Source organism: Armatimonadota bacterium (genome assembly GCA_016223145.1).
Taxonomy (GTDB): Bacteria; Armatimonadota; Fimbriimonadia; order Fimbriimonadales; family Fimbriimonadaceae; genus Nitrosymbiomonas.
Map to the genome: position 1 here is coordinate 20537 of JACRPN010000008.1, position 21015 is coordinate 41551.

A 21015-nucleotide genomic window follows, 5' to 3' on the forward strand; every position below is an offset into this window, starting at 1 on the left:
TCCTCCTCCATGCTTGCGATCACCCATCAGACCCACGGCGGTCCGTCAAGAAAGGGTGCGGATTGAGCACCACAAAAGTTCGTCGTGTCGACGGGGCCCCAAAACATCGGCAGGCACACAACCGTCGCCACAACCATGCCACTCGATCCGTCTGGCGGATAGTACCTTGCAAAGACGTGCATGGCTTCGTGCGGGATGGGAGTGCAGAGTCGCCGGACCTGGATGCTCTGGCCGGCGCATTGTGCCAATGAGGTCAGGCAAACCCACCAGGATTCGAATCTACGAACAATTGTATGGATTCTTTGCCCTCAGATTGCCAACTTCGGGGCTCTTTCTGCACCAAATTTGTGTGAAATCCCGGAATGGCGGAAACCGGGCCAACCGGTGATCGCCGGTGCGATGCCGCCGGCCATGGCTGGATCTACACACCTTTCCTCACGATTCCATCATGAATCGAGGTGCAATGAATTTTCAGAATTTTCAAGTAAGTTCTAAATATTCTGATGGATTTGACAAGATGACATCTGCCTGGGTAGCTTCTCTTTGCTAGCGTCGTCCGGGCGCCACAACAGGCCCAACTGGCGGCAGTTCACCGACCAAGGCCGAACCCTATCCTCGGCGCCCGTGAGAAGACGCGGAGTGGAGCCATGCCAACAGCTTCAACCGATGAAGGGCACATTGCGTCGTCTGAGTCGGATCTTTCGTTTGTATCGAAGATCGAAAATGAGGAGGGGAGCGCGCTGCGCGCGTGCCTCCAATGCGGAGCCTGCAGCAGCGTCTGCCCCGTCAGCGGCTTCATGGACTACACGCCACGGCAGATTGTAGGGATGGCCAGAAGCGGACTCTCCGAGCGCCTGCTCAAGAGCAAGGCCATCTGGTATTGCGCTTCGTGCTACGCCTGCACCGAGGTCTGCCCCAAAAAGATCCCGATCACGGAGATCATCCACGCCCTAAGGCGAGAGACGATCGCCCGCAAGACCTATCCCAAGCGCTTCGCCCCACCCCTCCTGACGCGCAGCTTTCATGGTGTGACGGCGTCGAGGGGCAGGTCCAACGATGGGCTCGTCATGCTGCACACCTATTTGCGCGAGAAACCCCTGAAGCACCTTGGAATGATCCGCATCGCTGGAAAGCTGTGGCTCAAGGGGCGTTTGGAGCTTCTGCCCGACGCGGTGAAGAACAGAGCGGATTTCTCGAGGCTCGTCAATGGAAGCACGGAACGGGTTGATGGCGCCAAGGAGGTTGGCTCGTGAGGCTTCTCAATTTCCCAGGATGCTGCTGCACGATGAAGGGCTCGGGCAAGGCCTACGCCGAGTCGCTCCAATCGGTGCTGAAGGCCTTCGACGTCGAGATGGAGGCGCTGGAGGATTGGAACTGCTGCGGGGCGACCATTTGCTCATCCGTAGACCTTGAAGCCTCGCTTACGATGCCGCTCAGGAACCTGGCGCTTGCGGAACAGCAATCCGGAGCCGGCGCCGCAAGGGTCGAAATGATGGCGCCCTGCAGCGCCTGTTTCATGGTGTTGAACCAGGCCGGCGACGAGGTGGCAAAGCGGACCCCAAGAGGAATCTCCGCGCTCAAGACCCTCGAATCGAACGCTTTGACCTACGCCGGAAACGTCAAAGTCCGACATCCCCTTGACCTTCTCGCCAACGACATTGGCGCGAGGGAGATCGCCGCCAAAGTAGTCCGTCCCCTCCACGGACTCAAGGCGGCGTGCTATTACGGGTGCCTTCTGGTTCGCCCCACGGCGCCCTTCGACGACGCGAACCGGCCGACCTCGATGGATCGAGTGGTCCGCGCCTTGGGCGCGGAGACGGTGGATTGGGACGCCAACACACGGTGTTGCGGCGGATCCTTGATGGCCACGGCCGAAGAGGTTGGGTTAGCGCTTTCTGGCGAGGTTTTTGCCAGTGCGGTCCAGGCCGGCACCGACGTCATCGTCACCGCTTGCCCAATCTGCGAATACAACCTCGAATGCTCTCAACGAAAGCTCAGGGAATCTCGCCCGGGACTCAAGGAGATGCCCGCCGTGTACTTCTCGCAGCTCATTGGGGTTGCCCTCGGCATTCCCGGCGCGGAGCTGGGGCTGAGAAGGCTGCTCATACCCCTTGAACCTGCCCTTGAAAGTGCGGCCCTGAAGGAGCACGCCCATGTCTGAATCCCTCGTTCCCGGCGCGCCGAAGATTGGCGTATACGTCTGCCATTGCGGGATCAACATCGCCGCAAAAGTGCGGATTTCCGAGGTTGTGGAGCACGCCAGAGGGCTGCCGTTCGTGGCGGTGGCGCGCGAGTACAAATTCATGTGCTCCGACCCCGGCCAAGACCTGATCCAGCAGGACCTGAGAGACGGGCTCGTCGACCGCGTGGTGGTGGCTTCCTGTTCGCCGCTGATGCACGAGGCGACCTTCCGCCGGACGCTTTCGGAGGTGGGGAACAACCCCTACCTTTACCAGATGGCAAACATCCGGGAGCACGTGAGCTGGGTGACCCACGACATGGGCGACGCCACCGAAAAGGCCAAGGGCCAGGTCGCTGCCGCCGTGCGCCGGGTGGCGCTTCACGAGCCGCTCGAAAGGCGCAGCGTTCGCGTTCTGCCGGATGCGATGGTGGTGGGCGCGGGCATTGCCGGCATCCAGGCCGCCCTCACGCTTGCCGACTCCGGGAAGAAGGTGTATCTGGTCGAGCGCCAACCCTCCATCGGAGGGCACATGGCGCGCTTCGACAAGACCTTCCCCACACTCGACTGCGCGGCATGCATCCTTACCCCCAAGATGACCCAGGTGCGCTCGAACCCGAACATCGAGTTGCTGACCTATTCGGAGGTCGAGTCGGTCGAGGGGTACGTCGGCAACTTCAAGGTTCGCGTCCGAAGCAGGGCCAGGTTCGTGGACCCGGACAAGTGCACCGGATGCGCACAATGTACGACGGTGTGCCCCGTGGACTTGCCTTCCGAGTTCGACGAAGGGTTGTCCACGCGCAAGGCCATCTATCGCCAGTTTCCGCAAGCGGTACCCAACGTCTACACGATCGATCGCAAGGGCACGCCGCCCTGCCAAGCGGGGTGCCCAATCCATCAGAACGCCCAGGGCTACGTGAAGCTGATCGCGCAGGGCAAGTTTGGCCAGGCGCTGGACGTCATTCTGCGGGACAACCCGCTTCCGGCGATTTGCGGTCGCGTCTGTACGCACCCGTGCATGTCCAATTGTTCGCGCACGAAGACCGACGAAGCGCTCAACATTCCGGCGCTCAAGCGGTTCGTATCGGATCAATTCTCCGACTACAAGCTTCCAAGACCCGAATTCGATCGTTCCGAAAGGGTCGCGATCGTGGGTTCGGGGCCGGCGGGCCTTATGGCGGCTTACTTGCTCAGGCAGAAGGGGTTTCAAGTCGTGGTGTTCGAGGCCGCGAGCGTCCCGGGAGGCATGTTGTCCCTCGGCATCCCGGAGTTTCGGCTTCCCAGAGAGATTCTCTTCTCCGACATTGAGCGCCTCAAGCAGACCGGAATCGAGATCCGGCTCAACACGCCTGTTGGCAAGGAGATCACGCTCGACTCGCTCCGCAAGGACTACTCGGCAGTGTTTGTCGCCATTGGAGCGCATCGCGAGCGGACGATGGGGATTGTCGGTGAGGAGCTGCCAGGAGTCTGGCGGGGCGTGGAGTTCCTGAAAAGGGTGAACCTCGAGGGCCCATGCGAGATTGGACGGCACGTAGTGGTCGTGGGAGGCGGCAACTCCGCGCTCGATGCCGCCAGAACGGCAAGGCGCTGTGGAGCCGAGCGCGTCCAGATCCTCTATCGGCGAACCCGCCATGAGATGCCAGCCGATCCCAAGGAAGTGGAAGAGGCTCTTGATGAGGGAATCACCCTTATGGAGCTTGCGGCGCCGGTGGAGATTCTCGGCCAACCGGAACCCGGCGTCCAAGGTCTGAGGTGCGTGCGGATGAGGCTCGGCGCGCCCGACGCCTCCGGCAGGGCTGCGCCCGAAGCCATCCCTGGTTCAGAGTTCGAGATCGACTGCGACGCGGTGATCGTCACAGTCGGACAAACTCCCGACCTCGAATCGCTCGGCGAATCTGCCGGATGGGAACAAACGAGCTTCAAAACCCTCAAGGCCGATCGGCTCACGCTTCAGACTGGGATGGACGGCGTTTTCGCCGGTGGCGACTGCGTCACCGGGCCCGACGTTGTCGTCAACGCCCTTTACGCGGGCAAGAAAGCCGCGATTTCCATCGAAAGGTTCATCAACGGGGAAGACCTTACCGTTGGGAGAGAAGCCGAAGAGCCGTTCGTGCCGACCTGGACCGTCGACACGTCTTATACGGCTTACGCTCCCCAGATTCCAGTCCCGCTGACGGGGCTGGGTCACCGCCGTTCCTTCGCAGAAGTGCGCACGGGCTACACGCGCGACATGGCCGTTGCCGAAGCCAAGAGGTGCCTGGACTGCGGCGTCTGTTGCGATTGCCGGCTATGCGCCTCGGTGTGCGAGCCCAAGGCGATCAACTACTCGCAGCAAGACGAGGTCCAGGAGGTTGAAGTCGGAGCGATCGTGCTCGCGACGGGCTTCAAGGTCTTCGACGCGAAGCGGATTTCCCGGTACGGCTACGGAAGGCACGACAACGTCTTCACGGCCCTTGAGGTCGAGCGCATGGTAAATGCCTCTGGCCCGACGGGCGGCGAACTGCGCATGCGCAACGGCGAGAAGCCGAAGTCTGTGGCGATCATCCACTGCGTCGGCAGCCGGGACGAGAACACGAACCGCTACTGCTCCAGGGTTTGCTGTATGTACTCGCTGAAACTCGCCCATCTTGCCAGGGAAAGGGCGGAGGCCGAGGTCTTCAACTTCTACATCGATATCCGTACGCCCGGCAAGGGGTACGAGGAGTTTTACGACAAGGTGCAGTCCGAAGGTGTGCACTTCATTCGCGGCCGGGTCGGCGAGATCAAGGAGCGGGAAGTCGAGGGTCGGAACCAGTTGGTGGTGAGGGCAGAAGACACGCTGCTAGGCAAGATCCGCGAGATTCCGGTGGATATGGTGATCCTCGCCGTCGGCTTTGAGCCGCAGACCGACACTGAGGACGTTCGGCGCACATTCAACGTCAACTGCAGCAAGGAAGGGTGGTTCCTGGAGAGGCACGTCAAGCTCGGGCCGGTGTCCACCTTCACCGACGGCATCTTTCTCGCAGGCGCTTGCCAGGGTCCGAAAGACATCCCCGACAGCGTCGCCCAGGCGGGCGCCGCGGCCGCAGAAGCCATGGCGCTTCTGGACCGGGGATCGGTCGAAACGGAGCCGTTTGTGACCTGGATCGACGACGCGCTCTGCAAAGGGTGCAAGACCTGCATCGACGTCTGCCCCTTCACTGCGATCTATTACGACGGTGCCAAGGAGGTCGCCGTCGTCAACGAAGCTCTTTGCCGGGGATGCGGGCTCTGCGCCATCGAATGCCCGGCGCACATTCCGCAGCCGAGGCACTACCAAGACCGGCAGATCCTTGCCGAAGTAGCGGGGGCGCTCTCATGATGACCGAACCTCTTGTCGCCGAACGTGAGCCAGCTGCGTTTGTGCCGAGAATCCTGGCGTTCTCATGCACCTGGTGCTCCTATCAAGCGGCGGACCTTGCCGGGACTTCCCGCAGGGAGTATTCGCCCCATGTGCGGATCGTGCGCGTGCCGTGCTCCGGGCGGGTGGACTCCAGCTTCGTGCTGAAGGCGCTTGCCAATGGCGCGGACGGCGTGCTGATCACGGGCTGCCATCCGGGCGATTGCCACTACGTCCGCGGCAACATCTTCGCCGAAAAGCGCTTTGAGAGGCTGGCGAAGCTGGTGCTTGCCCTGGGTCTCGAACCCGAACGGGTCCGCCTGGAGTGGATCTCCGCTGCGGAGGGCGACCGGCTCGCGAAGACCGCCAATGAGTTTGCTGAGACCATTCGACGCTTAGGACCGCTGAAATGAACCTCGAACCCCTCATCGAAACGACCCGGGCCTATAGCTGCATCTCGTGCGCCAAGTGCACGGGGCGATGCCCGCTGGCACGCGCCTCGTATGAGTTGGACCGCGACGGCGGATATTCCCCTCGGGCCGTGGTTTCCAAGGCGCTTCAGGGTGAGATTGACGACCACTCCGGCATGATCTGGGACTGCCTTACTTGCAACGCCTGCGCTCTCAAGTGCCCGTCGGACGTGGACTTTCCCGGCTTCGTCCGCCAGGCGCGGTCGAAGATCCGGAAGGAGAGGGCCAACGGCCAGGTTCGGCTCTGCACCGGTGGATCGCAGCTCTCGGAGATTGCGAACCTGATGGCGGAAAGGGACCTCCAGCAGAAGCGAATGGACTGGGTCGGCGATCTGCAGGTTGCTGTGGAGGGTGAGACCCTTTACTTCGTCGGCTGCTTGCCGTACTTCGACCTGGTGTTCCCAGACGTCGTGCACACCCAAACGATCGCGCAAAGCATGGTCAAGATCATGAACGCGGCGGGCATCGCTCCCGTCGTGCTCGCAAACGAGGTCTGCTGCGGACACGACAAGCTGTGGACCGGCGAAGAAGACGTCTTCAAGGCGCTCGCTCGCAAGAACGCCGCGATGATCCAGGAGCGTGGCGTGAAGCGGATTGTAACGTCCTGCCCGGAGTGCTACCGCACGCTGAAGCTGGACTACCCTGAGTTCGTGGACTTCAACGTGGAGGTGGTCCACAGCTCCCAGTTCCTTAGCGAGCTCATCAGCGACGGAACCATCCGGTTCAAAGATGAGCCGGAGACCGAGAGAACCGTGTCGTATCAGGACCCGTGCCGCCTCGGAAAGCACATGCGGGTGTTCCAAGAGCCGAGGGACGTCATCAACAGCATCCCCGGATTGCGGCTTGAGGAGATGACGGAAACGAAGGCCGAATCGGCTTGCTGCGGGACGTCGGCGTTCTCGGGCTGCGACAAGGTCCGCGAGAAAATCCGGCTGGACCGGCTCTCCCAGGCGAAAAGCACGCTGGTGACGGCCTGCCCCAAGTGCCAGATCCACTTCAAGTGCACCCAGCACACCAACCAGACAATATCCCCTGAAGTCCAGGGAATCGAGGTCAAAGACCTTGCCAATCTCGTCGCGGAGGCGATGGAAGCCCATGTCTAAGGACGCGCTCGTCATAGGTGGCGGAATCGCGGGCATTCAGGCCGCGATCGACCTGGCCGAAAGAGGCATCAAGGTCAAGCTGGTCGAGAAGCAGGCCAGCATCGGTGGCCGGATGGCCCAGCTCGACAAGACCTTCCCGACCAACGACTGCAGCATGTGCATCTTGGCGCCCAAGATGATCGAGTGCTTCGATCATCCGAACATCGAGGTGCTGACGCATGCCGAGGTCGTGGCGCTGGAGGGTGAGGCCGGCGACTTCAAGGCGCTGATCAAGAAAAAGGCCAAGTTCGTCAAGGACAACTGCACGGCGTGCGGCGACTGCGCCAAGGTCTGCCCGGTCGAAGTGCCCAACGCGTTCGACATGGGCCTTTCGACGCGCAAGGCGATCTATATTCCTTTCCCCCAGGCGGTCCCGAAGCGGTTCGTGATCGACAAGCTGGAGTCGCCCTGCAAGAACGCCTGCCCGTTAGGCATGGACGTCCAGGGCTATATCGCGCTCATCGCCAAGGGCAAGCTTAATGAGGCCTACAACCTCATCCGGATGTCCAATCCGCTGCCCTCGATCTGCGGGCGCGTGTGCATGCACCCATGCGAGACCATCTGCCGCAGGAAGCACGTGGACCAGCCGATCGCGGTCGCGGCGCTGAAGCGATTTGTCTGCGATCACGTCAGCGATCCCACTCCGCCCAAACTCCCCGACAAGAAGGGCAAGAAGGTCGCGATCATCGGCGCGGGGCCCGGCGGCCTAACGGCAGCCCACGATCTGGCGCTCCTGGGTTACCGGGTCACCGTGTTCGAGGCGCTTCCGCTGGCCGGCGGGATGCTCGCAGTGGGAATTCCTGCCTATCGCCTGCCCAAGGACGTGCTTCAGAAGGAAATCGGCTTCATCGAGTCCCTCGGTGTGGAGATCAGGACCAGCACACGGATCGGAAGGGACCTTTCGCTGAGTGATCTTGCGACGCAGGGGTTTGAGGCGACCTTGATCGCGGCCGGCGCGCACAAATCGAAGAAACTGCCGATCCCCGGGGCCGACCTTCCCGGCGTCCTGCTCGGCACCGCGTTCCTGCGAGACGTGGCTCTGGGTGACCCGCCAAAGCTGGGTCCCAGGGTTCTGGTTCTGGGAGGCGGCAACGTGGCCTTCGACTGCGCGCGGACGGCGATGAGGCTGGGCGCCTTGGAAGTGCGCATGGCCTGCGTCGAATCGCGGAGCGAGATGCCGGCACATCCCGACGAGATTCACGAGGGTGAGGCGGAGGGAGTCGTGCTCCACCCGTCAGTCTCCTTCAAGCGGATTGTTGGAGAGAGCTCCGTTCAAGGCGTTGAGTGCAGCGAAGTGGTGTCGGCGACGTTCGACGAAGCCGGGAGATTGACTCTTCAGGAGGAGCCTGACTCGGAGCACGTGATCGCGGCGGACACGGTGATCTTCGCCATCGGCCAGGCCGCTGACCTGGAGTTCATCGCCGGCGCGTCCGGCCTGTCCACGACTCAACGAGGATTCCTTGGGGTGGACGATTGCGGCCGGACCGGCAGGGTGGGAGTGTTCGCCTGTGGCGATGCCGCCGGATGCGACCAAACGGTAGTCCACGCGATGGCGTCCGGCCGGCTCGCCGCCCATTCGATCGATCAGTACCTTCGCGGCGTTCCCGTGGAGCCTCTCGAAGCGAGATTGGGCGTGGGCGAGTTGTCGCTCGGCCAGATCATCGCGCTGAAGAGAGAGCACGAAGCCGAGCAAAGGCACAAGCCAGAAGAAGTGGAGCCCGAGCTGCGACGGCGCACCTTCGACGAAGTGGCGAGTGTGTTCACGCTCGAAGAGGCGCAGGCCGAAGCGAACCGATGCTTGGAGTGCGCGATATGTTCGGGATGCCGCGAGTGCGTGGCGGTCTGTAGGGCAGGGGCCATCGACCACTCGATGAGGGACGAGATCGTCGAGGCGGAAGTGGGAGCGGTCGTGGTGGCCAACGGCCTGGATTACTACAACATCCGGGCCCTTGAGGAGTACGGCTACGGGACCTTCCCAAACGTGCTCACCGCCATGGAGTTCGAGAGGCTGATCTGCGCCTCTGGACCGACTCACGGCCACATCGAGCGCCCCTCGGATGGCAAAGTGCCCGAGAAGATCGCCTTTATCCAGTGCGTCGGCTCGCGCGACGTCCACTGCATGCCGTATTGCACGACGGTGTGCTGCATGCACGCCACCAAGGAAGCGATCCTTGCCAACGAGCATGAGCCCGACCTGAGTTCGACGATCTTCTATACCGACCTCCGAGCGATGGGAAAGGGCTTCTGGGATTACACACGCAGAGCTGAGCGCGAATACAGGGTCAGCTACGTTCGCAGCAAGCCGGGAAGCGTGACGGAGAACCCGGTAACGAACGACTTGTCGCTCTGGTATGAGGACCAAGACGACGGCAAATTCAAGAGCGCTTCGTTCGGCATGGTCGTGCTCGCCCAAGCGCTCCTACCCTCTGGAAGCACGAGCGAACTCTCCAAAGTCCTGGGTCTCAACGTGGACGAGTTTGGCTATTTCAGCGTCAAGGACAAGCTTCGCCGGCCGGTGGACACGAACCGAGAAGGCATCTACGTGTGCGGCTTCTGCCAGGCACCGCAGGACATTCCCGACAGCGTCGTTCAGGCGTCTGCGGCGGCCTGCCGGGCGGCCGAGACCCTAGTAGGAGGAAAGCGATGAGCCCGAGAGTGGGAGTGTTCCTCTGTCATTGCGGCACGAACATCGGCGGCGTCGTCCGGATCAAGGACGTCGCGGAGTTCGTCCGGACCCTTCCCGACGTGATCCACGTCGAGGACAACATCTACACCTGCTCCAAGGACGGACTGGACTCGATCCGCGCCGCAGTCGAAGAGCACGAGCTGAACCGCGTGGTGGTGGCTTCCTGCACCCCACGAACCCATGAACCCCTGTTCAAACAGAACTGTGTGAAGGCGGGGCTGAACAAGTACCTGTTCGAGTTCGTGAACCTACGCGAGCACTGCTCCTGGGTCCACATGCGCGAGCCCGAAAAGGCGACCGAGAAGGCCAAGGCCCTGGTCGCCATGGGGGTCGCGAAGGCCAGGCTGTTGGAGCCGCAAGAGGAGGCCGAAATTCCCGTCCGCACATCCAGCGTCGTCATCGGAGGCGGTGTCGCGGGCATGTCGGCGGCCATCGCGCTGGCCAACCAAGGCTTTCAGGTCGATCTTGTCGAGCGGGAGCGCGAGCTTGGGGGCACGGTGCGCAGGCTCTACACCCTCTATCCTTCTGGCGAGGACGCACAAGAACTCTTGAGGGGCCTCAAAGAACAGATCGCGGACCTGCCGAACCTGCGGGTCCACCTCGGCGCGGAGGTCTCCGAGGTCGGCGGCTACGTGGGCAACTTCGACGTGGGGCTGAGGGACGGTACGACCGTCGAAGCAGGCACGATCATCGTCGCGACGGGCGGCCGGGAGTTTGGCGAACCTCCCGACGAGCCAGGCGTCATCACGCAGCTCGATCTTGAGAACGAGCTAAGGGATGGGGTGAGCCATTCCAGCGTCGTGATGATCCAGTGCGTCGGATGGGACGAGGCCAAGAAGAGCGCCGGCGCAGTGGGCTATTGCTCGCGGGCCTGCTGCATGGCCGCAATCAAGAACAGCTTGTTACTGAAGGAGCGGTCTCCGGATACCCGGGTGACCGTCCTCTACCGGGAACTGATGACCTACGGGGTGGACTTTGAACGCTCGTTGCGCGACGCGATGCACAAGGGTGTGCGTTTCGTTCGCTATTCCGTCAAAGCGCCACCCGAAATCGTCGTGGATGGGGAAGCGACGGCTGTCAAGGTCAGCACATCCGAGGGGCCGCTCCAAATTCCCGCCGATCGCGTCGTGCTGACGGTGCCGTTTGCCCCGGCGCTTGGAAGGGAGGAGATTTCGCGCATGCTCAAGGTGCCCTTGAGCGGCGACGGGTTCTTCCTCGAAGCCCACGTGAAGCTCCGTCCGGTGGAGTTCGCCACCGACGGCGTGTATCTCTGCGGCACGGCGAGGGCGCCCGCGACGGTGTCGGAGTGCGTGCTGCAAGGATACGCCGCGGCATCGAAGGCCTCAGCCCTGATGGCCAAACAGAAGATGCGCGTGGAAGCGATCAACGCTTGGGTGAAGGAAGAGTTCTGTTCCGGTTGCGCCACCTGCGCCGGGCTCTGTCCCTACCATGCGATCTCGATGCGCGATGGGGGTTCGGGCAAGAAGGCATTTGTGAACGCCATCCAGTGCAAGGGTTGCGGCACGTGCGTGGCGGCATGCCCTTCGGGCGCGATGCAGCAGCGCGGCTTCACCGATGGCCAAATCTCCGAGATGATCCTCGCGTCGACGCGGAGCCTTACGGAGGGGACGATAGAACGGGAGTTAGTCCATGTATGAGCCAAAGATAATGGCGTTTTTCTGTAACTGGTGCACCTATGCCGCCGCTGACTTGGCTGGGGTCTCGCGCCTGTCCTACCCTCCAAACGTGAAGATCATCCGCGTAATGTGCTCGGGCCGCGTAGACCCGCAGTTCATCCTACAGGCGTTTCACGCCGGGGCGGATGGGGTGGTGATCGGCGGTTGCCACCCGGAGCAATGCCACTACCAAGAGGGCAACTACAAGACCCTGCGCAGGGCCAAAGCCCTTAAGAGGCTTCTGGTGCAAATGGGCATCGAACAGGAGCGCTTCCGGCTGGTGTGGATTTCGGCCTCTGAGGGCGACCTGGTGCAGAAAACCATGCGCGAAATGACCGAAACGCTTCGGGCTTTGGGGCCGCTTCACCTGACGCGGCCCGAGGGTTTCGAAGAGGAGCTTGCGATGCTCCGCGAATCGAGTTCCATCGTGGAGGGGCAGCCCGGTGAGAAGTTGAGAGAATTGGAGGTCGTGCGATGAACAAACCCAAAGTCGGCTTCTATTGGTGCGCGTCCTGCGGCGGCTGCGAAGAGTCGGTGGTGGACCTCGCCGAAGACATCCTCGCAGTGGCGGAGGCCATCGAGATCGTGCTCTGGCCTGTGGCCATGGACTTCAAGCGAAGCGACGTGGAAGCCATGGAAGACGGCGAGATGGCCGTCTGCTTCATCAACGGCGCCATCCGCACCTCAGAACAGGTCGAAATGGCCGAGCTCCTACGGCGCAAAGCCCAACTCATCGTGGCCTTTGGAAGCTGCGCGCACCTCGGCGGCATCCCGGGGCTGGCGAACCTCTTCGACCGCAAATCCATTTTCGACCGGGCTTACGTCGAGTCACAGTCCACCGTCAATCCGGAAGGGACCTTTCCCCAGGAGGTCACCCGTCTCAACGGCCACACGGTGACCTTGCCGAGGTTCTACGATACGGTCCGGACCCTGGGCCAGACCATCCCCGTGGACTACACGATTCCCGGATGCCCGCCTCCGGTCAAGCTCTTTCAGGCGGCCGTCGAGGCGGTGCTTTCGGGCAACTTGCCGCCCAAGGGCACAGTTCTTGCACCCGACGTGGCGCTCTGCGAAGAGTGCCCGCGCAAGGCGACCAAACCGGACCGCCTCTCGATCAAGGAACTCAAGAGGCCCCATTTGGTTATCGCCGATTCCGAGGTCTGCCTGTTGGCCCAGGGCCTGATGTGCCTGGGACCCGCGACACGGAGCGGGTGCGGGGCGGTCTGCACCACCGGCAACATGCCCTGCACCGGCTGCCTCGGCCCTACGACCCGGGTCGCCGACTTCGGCGCGAAGGCGCTCTCCGGGCTGGCCTCAGTGGTCGAGGGCGAGGACGATGCCACGATTGAGTCGGCGATGGAGGTGCTGGTGGACCCCGTCGGCACCTTCTACCGGTACAGCCTTCCCGGTTCGCTTCTTCACCGGAAAGTGCGTGTCCCCGAAAACACGGACGCCCGTGAGTCGGAGCTTGCGGGAGGTGTGAAGCCATGAAACGCGAGATCGTCATCGACCCCATCACGCGCCTAGAGGGCCACGGAAAGATCGACATCTTCCTGGACGATCGAGGCGACGTCGAACGGGCGTATTTCCAAATCCCCGAGTTGCGGGGCTTCGAGAAGTTCGCCGAAGGCCGTGCGGCGGAGGACATGCCGCAGATCACTTCGCGCATCTGCGGGGTCTGCCCCACGGCCCACCACATGGCGGCCACCAAGGCGCTCGACGCGCTCTTCCACGTCGAGCCGCCCGCCTCAGCCAAAAAGATCCGCGAATTGGTGTATTGCACGTTCTTCGTCGAGGACCACGCGCTCCACTTCTTCTTCCTTGGTGGACCGGACTTTGTGGTCGGCCCCAGCGCTCCGAAGGCCGAGCGCAACGTGCTCGGGGTGCTCGGCAAGGTGGGCCTAGAAGTCGGCAAAGAGGTCATCGGCGTGCGGAGGCAGCTTCGCGACCTCATCATCAAGGCAGCCGGAAAGGTGGTCCACCCGGTCTTTGGATTGCCCGGCGGCGTGTCGAAAGCGATCACCAAAGACCTTCAACAGGAGTTTGTCGTTGCCGCCGACCGCGCCATTGAGTTTGGCAAGTTCAGCCTGAAGGTCTTCGACGACGTGGTGCTCAAGAACCCACAGTATGTGGAATGGGTGACCTCCGACGCGTACACCCACAAGACGTACTACATGGGCCAGGTGGACGCCAACAACAAGGTCAACTTCTACGAGGGCGTCATCAGGGTGGTGGATCCCTCAGGGAAGGAGTTCTTGCGGTTCAATGCGGACCAGTATTTGGACCACGTCGCCGAGCATGTCGAGCCATGGAGCTACATCAAGTTCTGCTACCTGAAGGACGTCGGCTGGAAGGGGTTTGAAGACGGTCCCGAGAGCGGCGTGTATTGTGTGGCGCCTCTGGCAAGGCTGAACGCCTCCGACGGAATGGCCACCCCGCTGGCACAGGAGGCCTACGAGCAGTTCTTTTCAACGTTGGGCGGCAAGCCGGTCCACTTTTCACTCGCCAACCATTGGGCGCGGCTGATCGAGCTGCTGTATGCGGCGGAACGCATGAAGGAACTCGCCTCCGACCCCGATATCCTCGATCCGATGCCGCGGACCCTTCCGACCGCGACCCCCGACGAGGGCATTGGGATCGTCGAGGCCCCCCGGGGCACGCTCATCCACCATTACACGTCGGACCCGCGCGGGGTGCTGACCAGCGCGAATCTGATCGTGGCGACCCAAAACAACGCCGCGCGGATCGCGATGTCGGTCGACAAGTCGGCGCGCAACTTGATTCGCGAGGGGAAGGTGGACGATGGAGTGCTGAACATGGTCGAGATGGCGTTCCGGGCCTATGACCCCTGCCACGGATGCGCCACCCACGCTCTGCCGGGCCACATGCCCCTCAAGCTCCAGATTTATGATTCGAAGCGGAGGCTCTGCCAAGAAATCACTCGCGACTAAGCCGAAGACCATCGTGCTCGCGCTCGGCAACGATCTGTTGGCCGACGATGGAGCGGCATTGCTCGCAGCGCGGTCACTGAAGCGCCGTCTGGGGAAGGCGGCGCTCGTGACCCATACCGCCGTCAGCGGCATGGCGCTGTTGGCGGAGCTGATCGGGTTTGAGCGGGCTGTTATCCTCGACGTGATCTGCTCGCCAGACACCGCGCCCGGGTCGGTTGTTGAGCTCGACCCGAAGTCGTTTCGGCCATGCTCGCCCGGATCGCCGCACTATGTGGGTCTCCCCGAAATGCTTCAGGCGGCGGAGACCCTCGGGATGTCGTTTCCGCGAGACGTGCGGATCGTGGCGATGGGCGCCAAGGACGTGGCGACGGTTGGCGGAAGGATGACTCGCAAGGTGCGCCAGGCGGTGCCAGAAATGGTCAGGATCACGCAGCAAATCCTAATGAGAGAGGCAACTTATGCATGAATGGGCATTGGCGGAGGCCACCCTTAGCGCCGCAGCCGAAGAGGCTCGGCGGAGCGGGCTGTCGCAGGTTTCGGAGGTGACGGTCCGGCTTGGCGAACTGCAGCGCGTCGATCCCGATGTAATGCGGTTTGCGCTTGAGAACCTGCTTCCATCGGCGCCCGTGGCGCTCCGCGAGACGAGCTTCGCGTTTGAGAGCGAACCTGCGGTCTTCCGGTGTCGAAGCTGCGATGCGGAGTGGAGCCCCGCGCTGAGTCCCCTGAGCGAATTCGAACTGGAGGCGATCCACTTCGTTCCCGAAATGGCGCACGTTTATCTCGGCTGCCCGAGGTGTGGCGGACCCGATTTCGAAGTGGTGCGCGGGCGCGGCGTGACCCTAACCGCGATGAGAGGTACGGCATGAACATCGATCCAAGGCTATCTGCCATCGAGAACCGGCTCAAGGGCGTCGAGCGGGTGGTCGCCGTCGCCAGCGGGAAAGGGGGCGTGGGCAAGAGCTCCGTCTCTGCCTGTCTTGCCCTTCTCATGGCGAAAGCAGGCAAGAGAGTCGGCCTGTTCGATCTCGACTTTCACGGTCCGTCGGCCCACATCCTTCTCGGTGCGGGAGACGCCTTTCCCGAGGAGGACCGGGGAATCGTGCCGCCAGAGATTGCCGGGGTTCGCCTGATGACGCCCGCATACTATGCCGGCACGAGCCCGGTGCCGTTTCGCGGTACCGACGTCTCCAGCGCTCTGCTCGAACTCATCGCCATCACGCGTTGGGACGAACTCGACTTGCTCGTGCTCGACATGCCGCCGGGGGTCGGCGACGCCACGCTCGACCTGATCCGCCACCTTCCGCGGGCCGAATACCTCGTGGTCACCACACCTTCTCTGCTTTCGCATGAGACCGTGGCGCGGCTGGAGGGGCTGCTTTTGCGTTGCCAGCGGCCGATTCTGGGGACTGTGCGCAACCGGGTTACCGAGGGTGCGCCCGGACCCGACGCGATCACGACTTGGGACGTCCGGTTTGACCCGTCTTATGAGGCGGCGATTGGCGCGCCGGAGCGGCTTCTTGCCACCCAGTTCAGCGAGGACCTTCAACGCGCCATTACCGGGCTGGGTCTCCTAACGGGCCGAAGCAAGGAGATGCACGCATGTGTTTAGGCGTCCCGGCCCAGGTGCGTTCGATCGAGGACGTGGACGGCATAAGGTCGGGCAAAGTGGACTTCGGCGGCGTAATGCGAAGCGTTTGCCTTGAGTTCACTCCGGAAGCCCAGATTGGCGACTACGTGATCGTTCACGCGGGTTTTTCAATCTCGACTCTCGACGACGAAGAGGCACAGAAGACCTTCGAACTGCTCAGCGACCTGGAGGCTGCCGAATGGCGTGACAAGGCGGACTGGGACCCTGGGCACAGGCCCTTTGAGGCAGCTTTGATCCCCCTGAAAACTCCCCTCGACAACCATGAAATACCTGGACGAATACCGCGATGAGGCGCCGATTCGGCGCACCGCGCAAGAGATAAAGAGGATCGCGAGCCGCAGATGGCGTGTGATGGAGGTCTGCGGCGGACAAACCCACTCAATCCTGCGAAACGGCATTCACCAGCTCCTTGAAGGCTCGGTCGAGTTCCTGCACGGCCCCGGATGCCCGGTCTGCGTGACGCCAATCTCGTTCATCGACCGCGCCATCGCCATTGCGGGGCAACCCGGTGTGACCCTTTGCTCGTACGGCGACATGCTCCGTGTTCCGGGGAGCCGCGAAAGCCTGCTGTCGGCGAGGGCTGGGGGCGCGGACGTTCGAACGGTCTATTCTCCCCTCGACGCCCTGCTGCTGGCGCAGCGTCAGCCGGATCGCAAGGTGGTGTTCTTTGCTGTAGGATTTGAAACGACGGCGCCTGCAAATGCGATGGCGGTCCTTCAAGCTCGAAGGCTCGGAATATCCAACTTCTTGGTGCTCTCCGCGATGGTGCTGGTGCCACCAGCTATCCGGGCGCTGTTGGCCACGCCAGAGGTCGGAGTCGATGGATTCCTCGGACCCGGGCATGTGTGTTCGGTGGCCGGATCGAGCGACTATGAGGCGATTGCGCAGGACTTCCGAGTCCCCTTTGTCATCACCGGCTTCGAGCCCCTCGACCTCATGGAGGGGGTCCTGCGGTTAGTCCGGCAACTAGAGGCCGGGGAGACTTGTGTCGTGAACCAATACTCACGCTCCGTTCGCGCTGCAGGCAACTTGCGGGCTCGACAGGCGATGAATGAGGTGCTCGTTCCGGAAGATCGAGAATGGCGCGGGATCGGGGTAATCCCGGGAAGCGGATTAACCGTTTCTCCTGAATATCGCGCCCACGATGCGTTGGCCGCCTATGGCATGGGGCTACCGGCGGCAGAAGAAGGGAACGGGTGCATCGCAGGGCTGATCTTGCAGGGGCTGAGGAAGCCGGCCGATTGCCCCGCGTTCGGAAAGAACTGCTCGCCCGAGCACCCTATGGGAGCCACGATGGTGTCCAGTGAAGGCGCCTGCGCCGCGTACTTCGCCTATCCGTCGGTTAGCCCTGATTCTCTGCAGGAGGTGAGATCGTGAGCGCGGTCGCTGAGGTGCAGGTAGCTTCGTGTCCGGTGGGAACTCCGACCAGTGTGCGCGTCATGCTGGGCCACGGAAGCGGAGGCAAGCTCACCCGCCAACTCATTTGCGACGTGTTCCTGCCCGCGTTTGATAACCCCGTGTTGGGGGGCATGGATGACCAGGCCGTACTTCCCAGTCCAAAAGGAAAGCTGGCCTTCACCACCGATAGTTTCGTGGTCACGCCTCACTTCTTCCCTGGGGGTGACATTGGAAAGCTTGCCGTTTGCGGCACCGCCAACGACCTTGCGATGTGCGGCGCGCGGCCGCTGCACCTCAGCGCGTCGTTCATCCTCGAAGAGGGTTTGCCCATCGAGGACCTACGCCGGGTCGCAGACTCCATGAGGCATGAATGCGAGGGGCTTGGGGTCCACATCGTCGCCGGCGACACCAAGGTCGTGCCGCGCGGGGCGTGCGACGGGCTCTACCTCTCCACGTCCGGGATCGGCGAGTTAGGGCACGGCCACACGATATCCTGCTCCGGCGCCCGTCCCGGCGACCAGATCCTGTTCAGCGGCACGGCCGGCGACCACGGAATCGCAGTGATGGCCGCGCGTGAGGGGATCGAGTTTGAGACCGAACTCAAGAGCGACTGTGCGGCGGTCTGGCCGTTGGTTCGCGTGCTGTTAGAAAAGCGAATCGAGGTTCACGCCATGCGCGACCCTACTCGCGGGGGCGTGGCCGGTGTCCTCAAAGAGATCGCCGAGAGTTCCAGCGTCTGCATCCGCGTTCGAGAGGCCGAACTGCCAGTTCGCGCCGAGGTGCGTGCGGCCTGCGAAATGCTCGGGCTGGATGTGCTGTTCGTACCCAACGAGGGCATGTTTGTGGCGTTCGTTGCTCCACACGACGCCGAGAGGGCATTGCATCTGATGCGAGCCCATCCCCTCGGTCGAAACGCCCAAATCGTTGGCGAGGTACTTGCCGCGCCTGCCGGATCGGTGTACCTTCGCGCCCGAGCCGGCGGCACTCGGATCGTCGATCTTCTGCCCGGGGAGATGCTGCCAAGAATATGCTAACTGTCGACCAGCTTCAGCCCGAGACGCAAAAAGCCGTCTTCATCAAGGTAACCGGTATCGTGCAAGGTGTCGGATTCAGGCCCTATGTTTATCGGTTGGCGACGGAACTCGGGTTGGGGGGCTCGGTTCGCAACCGGGGCGACGCCGGGGTGGAGACTCTGGTGTCCGGGCCACCTGGACAGGTGGCAGCCTTTGAAGAGCGTCTTGCGAACGAATTGCCGCCGCTCGCCAGGATTTACAGCCTTGAAGCCGAACCGTGGAACACTCAAGACATCCCCCAAGACGTGCGGGGCGGAGTCTTCAGAATCGAAGCATCTACCTCCGAGGGCTCCGGCGGCGGCACCATTCCGCCCGATGTCGCCATCTGCGAAGAGTGCCTCTCGGACATCAAGAACGCGACCCGCTACCAAGGCTATTGGGCGACCTCTTGCACCAACTGTGGCCCGCGCTACACCCTCGCCGAGACGCTCCCGTACGACCGCGAGCGAACCTCGATGCTCGAATTCCCGCTTTGCCCCGAATGCGCTCGCGAGTACGAAGACCCCCTGGACCGCCGCTTTCACGCCCAAGCCACGGCCTGTCCGCACTGCGGACCGAGGCTGGAGTTCGTCGGCGGCGATGGCACGATCGAGAGAGAGCCGGTCGAGTGCCTCGCCGAGGCGCTGAGAGCCGGAAAGATCGTGGCGATCAAGGGGATCGGCGGTTCGCACTTGGCTTGCGACGCCACGAGCGAAGTGGCGGTTGCGCGCCTCAGGGAGCGACGGCATCGGTTCTTCCAGCCGTTTGCTGTGATGGCCACGCCCGCGATGATTCCAGCCATCGCCAAAGCAACGCCAGAGGAACTCGAGGCGATCGCCAGTGCGCGAAGGCCGATCGTCGTGCTCCCCCTTTGCCAGGGTGCCAACTTGGCGCACTCGGTGAACCCTGGGATGCACACCGTCGGGGTGATGCTCCCCTACACCGGGCTTCACCACCTTCTCTTCGAGCGCATCGACTTCCCGCTGGTCATGACGAGCGCGAACTTCCCGGGCCTGCCCATGGCAATCGACAACGGCGCGATCCTCTCGGAACTCGCGCCGGTGGCCGATGGGTTCCTCCTGCACGACCGGCGCATCGTCTCGCGGTGCGACGACTCGGTGGTCCGCTGGAGCGCTGGGGCCCCGCGGTTCATCCGCCGTTCTCGGGGCTGGGCGCCCACCCCCATCGAAGTGGATCTTGGTCCCGAGCCAATCCTCGCCCTTGGGGCCGAATTGCAGAACGCCATCTGCCTTTACGCTGATGGCAAGGCGTACCTTTCTCAGTACATCGGAGACATCGCCAATCTTGAGACCCTGGACTATTTGAAAGAGACCATCGGCCACCTTTTGGCGCTCACGGGGCACAGGATGCCCAAGCTCATCGCCTGTGACCTCCATCCCCAATTCCTGACCTCGGAGGTCGCCCGCGAGCTCGCCGCCGAGAGCCCAGGCACACAGATCGTTCCGGTGCAGCACCATCACGCCCACGTGGCCTCGGTGATGGCGGAACATGGCCTGGACCGGGCGGTCGGGATTGCGCTGGACGGCATTGGCATTGGATCCGATGGGCAGGTTTGGGGCGGTGAGGTGCTTGTAGTCGAGCACGGGCGCTTTGACAAAGTCGGCGGGCTGCGGCCTGTCTCGATGCCTGGCGGTGATGCGGCAACCCGGTATCCCGCCCGCATGGCTGCGGCGTATCTGTTTGCTGCCGGGCTACAAGGTGACGAGCTTGGCGACTTCATTTTGGACTTGCCTTTTCGGGGAGGGGAGGTGGAGCGCAACGTGGTTCTGCGGCAGTTGGAGTCGGGTGTGAACTCGCCGATGACGAGCAGCGCCGGGCGGTTCCTCGATGCGGCGAGCGCCCTGCTGAGGCTATGCGATGAGCGAACTTACGAGGGGGAACCGGCGATGCGCCTAGAGGCCGCGGCGGCCAGGGGTACCGCACTGGACATCGAGCCGCCCGTCGTGGCGCGGGAGACCGGCTCTGGAACGCTTAGGGAGTTGGACGGTCCGACGCTGTTTGTAAGGCTCTGCCGGATGAAGCAGGAGGGTGCCTCTACAAACGATCTGGCGGCGACCGCGCAGCGGACATTTGCCAAGGGCATGGCGCAGATGGCGATTGACGCGGCAAGGGAGTGGGGGATTGGGGGCGTATGCCTGAGCGGTGGCTGCGTCGTGAACGATGCCATCGCCTCACGCCTGCAGGAGTCGTTTGAGGCCGCTGAACTTGGCTTCTTCATGAACTCGGTGGTCCCTTGCGGAGACGGCGGCGTGGCCCTGGGACAAGCGGCGGTCGCTGCTTCACGGATCCCATTTTCGCAGGCGAGCTGACGGCTGCTAAGCCGAGGATTCTGTTCCCTTTCAAAATCGTCTCGAACGCCTCACTGTGGCCGAGTTGAACGCGGCTCTCCGAGAACGGACACTAATGGAAGGGCCTGCAAAAGGGTGGTGGGCGA

General features: G+C 62.7%; 17 protein-coding genes. All 17 read left to right on the forward strand.

Features of this window, described 5'->3' with window-relative positions; translation table 11 throughout:
- Positions 1-647: 647 nt before the first annotated feature.
- The 17 genes from HZC36_05360 to hypF all read left to right on the forward strand — a co-directional run bounded on the left by HZC36_05360 (position 648) and on the right by hypF (position 20890).
- A complete protein-coding gene (locus HZC36_05360) occupies positions 648-1253 on the forward strand; it encodes a 4Fe-4S dicluster domain-containing protein (protein ID MBI5706399.1) in 606 nt (201 codons plus the stop codon).
- Positions 1250-2161 (forward strand): CoB--CoM heterodisulfide reductase iron-sulfur subunit B family protein, encoded by a 912-nt coding sequence (locus HZC36_05365; GenBank protein MBI5706400.1) that lies wholly within the window; start codon positions 1250-1252, stop codon positions 2159-2161. Before HZC36_05360 ends, HZC36_05365 begins: the two co-directional genes overlap by 4 nt.
- A complete protein-coding gene (locus HZC36_05370; GenBank protein MBI5706401.1) occupies positions 2154-5519 on the forward strand; it encodes an FAD-dependent oxidoreductase in 3366 nt (1121 codons plus the stop codon). Before HZC36_05365 ends, HZC36_05370 begins: the two co-directional genes overlap by 8 nt.
- Entirely contained in the window at positions 5519-5950 is a 432-nt protein-coding gene (locus tag HZC36_05375) for a hydrogenase iron-sulfur subunit (GenBank protein ID MBI5706402.1), read from the forward strand. The genes HZC36_05370 and HZC36_05375 overlap by 1 nt, the downstream gene beginning before the upstream one ends.
- A complete protein-coding gene (locus HZC36_05380) occupies positions 5947-7110 on the forward strand; it encodes a (Fe-S)-binding protein (protein ID MBI5706403.1) in 1164 nt (387 codons plus the stop codon). The genes HZC36_05375 and HZC36_05380 overlap by 4 nt, the downstream gene beginning before the upstream one ends.
- The gene (locus tag HZC36_05385; GenBank protein MBI5706404.1) at positions 7103-9796 is read left to right on the forward strand and encodes an FAD-dependent oxidoreductase; all 2694 of its coding nucleotides are present in this window, start codon (positions 7103-7105) and stop codon (positions 9794-9796) included. Before HZC36_05380 ends, HZC36_05385 begins: the two co-directional genes overlap by 8 nt.
- On the forward strand, positions 9793-11493 hold the full coding sequence (locus HZC36_05390) for a CoB--CoM heterodisulfide reductase iron-sulfur subunit A family protein (protein MBI5706405.1): 1701 nt from the start codon (positions 9793-9795) through the stop codon (positions 11491-11493). Before HZC36_05385 ends, HZC36_05390 begins: the two co-directional genes overlap by 4 nt.
- On the forward strand, positions 11486-11989 hold the full coding sequence (locus tag HZC36_05395; protein MBI5706406.1) for a hydrogenase iron-sulfur subunit: 504 nt from the start codon (positions 11486-11488) through the stop codon (positions 11987-11989). The genes HZC36_05390 and HZC36_05395 overlap by 8 nt, the downstream gene beginning before the upstream one ends.
- Positions 11986-13002, forward strand: a complete 1017-nt coding sequence (locus tag HZC36_05400; GenBank protein ID MBI5706407.1) for an oxidoreductase — start codon at positions 11986-11988, stop codon at positions 13000-13002. Before HZC36_05395 ends, HZC36_05400 begins: the two co-directional genes overlap by 4 nt.
- Positions 12999-14462, forward strand: coding sequence for a Ni/Fe hydrogenase subunit alpha (locus tag HZC36_05405; protein ID MBI5706408.1), 1464 nt, complete (start codon positions 12999-13001; stop codon positions 14460-14462). The genes HZC36_05400 and HZC36_05405 overlap by 4 nt, the downstream gene beginning before the upstream one ends.
- On the forward strand, positions 14419-14928 hold the full coding sequence (locus HZC36_05410) for a hydrogenase maturation protease (GenBank protein ID MBI5706409.1): 510 nt from the start codon (positions 14419-14421) through the stop codon (positions 14926-14928). Before HZC36_05405 ends, HZC36_05410 begins: the two co-directional genes overlap by 44 nt.
- Positions 14921-15328, forward strand: coding sequence for a hydrogenase nickel incorporation protein HypA (hypA, locus tag HZC36_05415; GenBank protein ID MBI5706410.1), 408 nt, complete (start codon positions 14921-14923; stop codon positions 15326-15328). The genes HZC36_05410 and hypA overlap by 8 nt, the downstream gene beginning before the upstream one ends.
- Positions 15325-16071, forward strand: coding sequence for a P-loop NTPase (locus HZC36_05420; GenBank protein ID MBI5706411.1), 747 nt, complete (start codon positions 15325-15327; stop codon positions 16069-16071). The genes hypA and HZC36_05420 overlap by 4 nt, the downstream gene beginning before the upstream one ends.
- Entirely contained in the window at positions 16062-16400 is a 339-nt protein-coding gene (locus HZC36_05425) for a HypC/HybG/HupF family hydrogenase formation chaperone (protein ID MBI5706412.1), read from the forward strand. The genes HZC36_05420 and HZC36_05425 overlap by 10 nt, the downstream gene beginning before the upstream one ends.
- Complete coding sequence (gene hypD, locus HZC36_05430) at positions 16372-17487, forward strand: hydrogenase formation protein HypD (protein MBI5706413.1); 1116 nt, start codon at positions 16372-16374, stop codon at positions 17485-17487. Before HZC36_05425 ends, hypD begins: the two co-directional genes overlap by 29 nt.
- 62 nt (positions 17488-17549) lie before the next feature.
- Positions 17550-18542 carry a hydrogenase expression/formation protein HypE gene (hypE, locus tag HZC36_05435; GenBank protein MBI5706414.1) on the forward strand — a complete coding sequence of 331 codons (993 nt, stop codon included), beginning with the start codon at positions 17550-17552 and terminating at the stop codon, positions 18540-18542.
- Entirely contained in the window at positions 18536-20890 is a 2355-nt protein-coding gene (gene hypF, locus HZC36_05440) for a carbamoyltransferase HypF (protein ID MBI5706415.1), read from the forward strand. Before hypE ends, hypF begins: the two co-directional genes overlap by 7 nt.
- Positions 20891-21015 lie beyond the last annotated feature (125 nt).

Bases quoted from the DNA above. Each gene is read 5' to 3' on its own strand.
- HZC36_05360 (MBI5706399.1), top strand. From the start codon at position 648: ATGCCAACAGCTTCAACCGATGAAGGGCACATTGCGTCGTCTGAGTCG.
- HZC36_05370 (MBI5706401.1), top strand. From the start codon at position 2,154: ATGTCTGAATCCCTCGTTCCCGGCGCGCCGAAGATTGGCGTATACGTC.
- HZC36_05375 (MBI5706402.1), top strand. From the start codon at position 5,519: ATGACCGAACCTCTTGTCGCCGAACGTGAGCCAGCTGCGTTTGTGCCG.
- HZC36_05380 (MBI5706403.1), top strand. From the start codon at position 5,947: ATGAACCTCGAACCCCTCATCGAAACGACCCGGGCCTATAGCTGCATC.
- HZC36_05385 (MBI5706404.1), top strand. From the start codon at position 7,103: ATGTCTAAGGACGCGCTCGTCATAGGTGGCGGAATCGCGGGCATTCAG.
- HZC36_05390 (MBI5706405.1), top strand. From the start codon at position 9,793: ATGAGCCCGAGAGTGGGAGTGTTCCTCTGTCATTGCGGCACGAACATC.
- HZC36_05395 (MBI5706406.1), top strand. From the start codon at position 11,486: ATGTATGAGCCAAAGATAATGGCGTTTTTCTGTAACTGGTGCACCTAT.
- HZC36_05400 (MBI5706407.1), top strand. From the start codon at position 11,986: ATGAACAAACCCAAAGTCGGCTTCTATTGGTGCGCGTCCTGCGGCGGC.
- HZC36_05405 (MBI5706408.1), top strand. From the start codon at position 12,999: ATGAAACGCGAGATCGTCATCGACCCCATCACGCGCCTAGAGGGCCAC.
- HZC36_05410 (MBI5706409.1), top strand. From the start codon at position 14,419: ATGATTCGAAGCGGAGGCTCTGCCAAGAAATCACTCGCGACTAAGCCG.
- hypA (MBI5706410.1), top strand. From the start codon at position 14,921: ATGCATGAATGGGCATTGGCGGAGGCCACCCTTAGCGCCGCAGCCGAA.
- HZC36_05420 (MBI5706411.1), top strand. From the start codon at position 15,325: ATGAACATCGATCCAAGGCTATCTGCCATCGAGAACCGGCTCAAGGGC.
- HZC36_05425 (MBI5706412.1), top strand. From the start codon at position 16,062: ATGTGTTTAGGCGTCCCGGCCCAGGTGCGTTCGATCGAGGACGTGGAC.
- hypD (MBI5706413.1), top strand. From the start codon at position 16,372: ATGAAATACCTGGACGAATACCGCGATGAGGCGCCGATTCGGCGCACC.
- hypE (MBI5706414.1), top strand. From the start codon at position 17,550: ATGCTGGGCCACGGAAGCGGAGGCAAGCTCACCCGCCAACTCATTTGC.
- hypF (MBI5706415.1), top strand. From the start codon at position 18,536: ATGCTAACTGTCGACCAGCTTCAGCCCGAGACGCAAAAAGCCGTCTTC.